The sequence below is a fragment of the Anaerotignum lactatifermentans genome, assembly GCF_016902535.1.
GTDB classification, from domain to species: domain Bacteria; phylum Bacillota; class Clostridia; order Lachnospirales; family Anaerotignaceae; genus Anaerotignum; species Anaerotignum lactatifermentans_A.
The window spans coordinates 1-3,374 of the sequence record NZ_JACSNY010000037.1; the positions used below are offsets into that span (position 1 = coordinate 1).

Annotated in this window: 3 protein-coding genes; all 3 read left to right on the plus strand. The window is 50.6% G+C overall.

Translation table 11 applies throughout. The features are described from left to right. Positions 1 to 4 precede the first annotated feature (4 nt). Positions 5 to 1,105 (plus strand): acyl-CoA dehydrogenase, encoded by a 1,101-nt coding sequence (locus H9X84_RS12690; protein WP_243423770.1) that lies wholly within the window; start codon positions 5 to 7, stop codon positions 1,103 to 1,105. A gap of 237 nt (positions 1,106 to 1,342) precedes the next feature. Continuing rightward, positions 1,343 to 2,134 (plus strand): electron transfer flavoprotein subunit beta/FixA family protein, encoded by a 792-nt coding sequence (locus H9X84_RS12695; RefSeq protein WP_205134618.1) that lies wholly within the window; start codon positions 1,343 to 1,345, stop codon positions 2,132 to 2,134. Between the two features lie 245 nt (positions 2,135 to 2,379). Beyond that, positions 2,380 to 3,374, plus strand: a 995-nt coding sequence (locus H9X84_RS12700; RefSeq protein ID WP_205134619.1) for an electron transfer flavoprotein subunit alpha/FixB family protein, incomplete at its 3' end; no start/stop codon positions are given.

Here is a 3,374-nt window from a genome sequence, read left to right on the forward strand (position 1 = left end):
AGACTTGTACAGAAAATTCGCTGAAACAGAAGTAAAACCTTTGGCGGAAGAACTGGACGAAGAAGAAAGATTCCCCGTGGAAACAGTAAAGAAACTGGCTAGATACGGCTTCCTGGGTATTCCCTTCCCCAAGGAATACGGCGGCGCCGGCGGCGACTACCTGTCCTATTCCATGGCAGTAGAAGAACTGGCTAAGGTATGCGGCACAACAGCCATCATCGTATCCGCACACACATCCCTGTGCGCAGGTCCCATCTACATGTTTGGTACAGAAGAACAGAAACAGAAATACCTGGTACCCCTGGCAAAGGGTGAAAAACTGGGCGCATTCGGTCTGACAGAGCCCAGCGCAGGTACAGACGCATCCATGCAGCAGACAACAGCAGTGCTGGACGGCGATGAATACGTACTGAACGGTACCAAAGTATTTATCACAAACGCTGGCTACGCAGACACATACGTTGTGATCGCAATGACAGACAAATCCAAAGGCACAAGAGGCATCTCCGCGTTTATCGTAGAGAAAGACACACCGGGCTTCTCCATCGGTAAGAAGGAAAGAAAAATGGGTATCCGCGGCAGCGCAACCTGCGAACTGATCTTTGAAAACTGCAGAATCCCTAAGGAAAACCTGCTGGGCAAAGAAGGCCAGGGCTTCAAGATCGCCATGCAGACACTGGACGGCGGCCGTATCGGCGTAGCTTCTCAGGCACTGGGTCTGGCAGAAGGCGCTATCGATGAATGTGTAAAATACGTAATGGAAAGAAAACAGTTCGGCAAGAAGATCGGTCAGATGCAGAACACACAGTTTGAACTGGCAGACATGGCAGCGAAGGTAGAAGCAGTAAAACTGCTGGTATACGAAGCAGCATGCACAAAGGACGCACACGGCGCATACAGCCACCTGGCAGCAATGGCAAAATACATGGCAGGCGCAACAGCCAGCGATGTAACCAGAAGATGTGTACAGCTCTTCGGCGGCTATGGCTACACAAGAGATTACCCCATCGAAAGAATGATGCGTGACGCGAAGATCACAGAGATCTACGAAGGTACCGCAGAAGTACAGAAGATCGTTATCGCAAACTGGCTGAAACTGAAATAAGAAAGAGATTGGGGGCCAGCCCCCAAACCCCTGCAAGGGGCATCGCCCCTTGACCCATTTGCCGCAAAACTGCGTTTTGCGGGGAGAGGGAACCAGGGAGACAGGTTAGACAGAAAAAGCGAAAAATAAAGTTTCGGTCAAGCCTTTTCAAAGGCTTGCGGCGTGTGAGGCAGAGCCTCACGGTTTTAACAGTTTGGGAGCGGAGCTCCCAAGAAAACGAAAGGAGATAAAACCGCAATGAAAATTGTAGTATGCATCAAACAGGTACCCGATACCGTAGAAGTAAAGATCGATCCTAAGACCGGCACACTGATCCGTGACGGTGTTCCTTCCATTATCAACCACGACGACAAAACAGGTATTGAAGCAGCCCTGACCATTCGTGAACAGCTGGGCGGCACAGTAACCGTAGTATCCATGGGTCCCCCTCAGGCAGACGTTGCGCTGAGAGAAGCGCTGGCTATGGGCTGTGACGAAGCAATTCTGGTAAGCGGCAGAGAATTCGGCGGTTCCGATACATACGCTACTTCCGGAATCCTGGCAGCAGCCCTGAAACAGCTGGACTATGACCTGATTATCACAGGCCGTCAGGCAATCGACGGCGATACCGCACAGGTAGGCCCTCAGATCGCGGAAAAACTGCACCTGCCTCAGGTATCCTATGTAGAAGAAGTGGTAGAAGCAGCAGAAGACCACGTAACTGTAAAGAGACAGTTCGAAGACGGCTACCACATCGTAAAAGTAAAAACACCTTGCCTGCTGACAGCAATCGCTGAACTGGCAGAACCCAGATATATGTCCGTAGGCGGCGTATTTGACGCTTACCAGAAAGAAATCAAGATCTTTGACTTCCCTCTGCTGAAGGATGACCTGGAACTGGATATGATCGGTCTGAAAGGTTCCCCTACGAACGTATACAAATCCTTCACAAAAGAACTGAAAGGCGCAGGCACAGTCCTGAAAGACCTGACAGCAGAACAGGCAGTAGAAGCCATCGTGAAGAAGCTGGAAGAAAAGTTCATCATCTAATTGCTGATTGCCGATGAAATCAGGCAGACCTTGGGGCTTTGCCCCAATCCCCCATCGGGGACGCGTGCCCGAACCCCATTTGGCACAAAACTGCGTTTTGTGCGGAGGGAGAATGAGGACTGCATGACGGAGAAAAGATGATATCCCGCAAAATGAAATTTTGCGGCAAAAGGGTCAAGGGACGGTGTCCCTTGCGTGGGTTTGGGAGCAGAGCTCCCAAGAAGAATAAAAGGAGGATAATTCCCATGAGCAATGGTATTTTTGTAGTAGTGGAACAGAGAAGCGGCAAGGTACAGAACGTAGGCCTGGAACTGATCGGTGAAGCTACAAGACTGAAAGCAGACCTGAAAGACGATGTATACGCAGTCCTGCTGGGCAGCGACATCGAAGGCGAAGTAGAAAAGCTGTACCACTATGGCGCAGACAAGGTAATCCTGGTAGACCACCCTTACCTGAAAGAGTATGTAACAGAGCCCTACACAAAGGCAGTGACAGAAGTAATCAAAAAGTATGACCCCGAAATCATGCTGTTCGGCGCTTCTTCCATCGGCCGTGACGTAGCTCCTCGTGTAGCAAGCCGTGTAAGAACAGGTCTGGTTGCCGATACAACCGGTCTGAGAATGGCAAAAACACAGGAAGAATATGATAAAGAAGCTTCCATGGGCTGCGCAGACCCTACAAGAGCACTGCTGATGACTCGTCCCGCATTCGGCGGCAACATCATGGCTACACTGATGTGCCCCAGAACAAAACCTCAGATGGCTACAGTTCGTCCCGGCGTTATGAAGAGAATTGACAAGGACGAAACAAGAAAAGGCGAACTGATTAAATTCGACGTAGACTTCACAGAAGCAGACATGAACGTAGAGATTCTGGAAGTTGTAAAGGCTGACAAGAAATCCGTAGACCTGACAGAAGCAAAACTGATCGTATCCGGCGGCCGTGGTATCGGCGGTCCTCAGGGCTTTGACCTGATCAGAGACGTGGCAGACGCACTGGGCGCAGAGGTTGGTTCCTCCAGAGCATGTGTAGACGCTGGCTGGATCGAAAAAGACCGTCAGGTAGGTCAGACAGGTAAGACAGTACGTCCCGACCTGTACATGGCATGCGGTATCTCCGGCGCAATCCAGCATGTAGCTGGTATGGAAGGCTCCGAACTGGTTATCTCCATCAACAAGAACGACACAGCTCCTATTTTCGAAGTATCCGACCTGGGTATTGTCGGCGACGTTAAGGTAAT

Bases quoted from the DNA above. Each gene is read 5' to 3' on its own strand.
- H9X84_RS12695 (WP_205134618.1), top strand. From the start codon at position 1,343: ATGAAAATTGTAGTATGCATCAAACAGGTACCCGATACCGTAGAAGTA.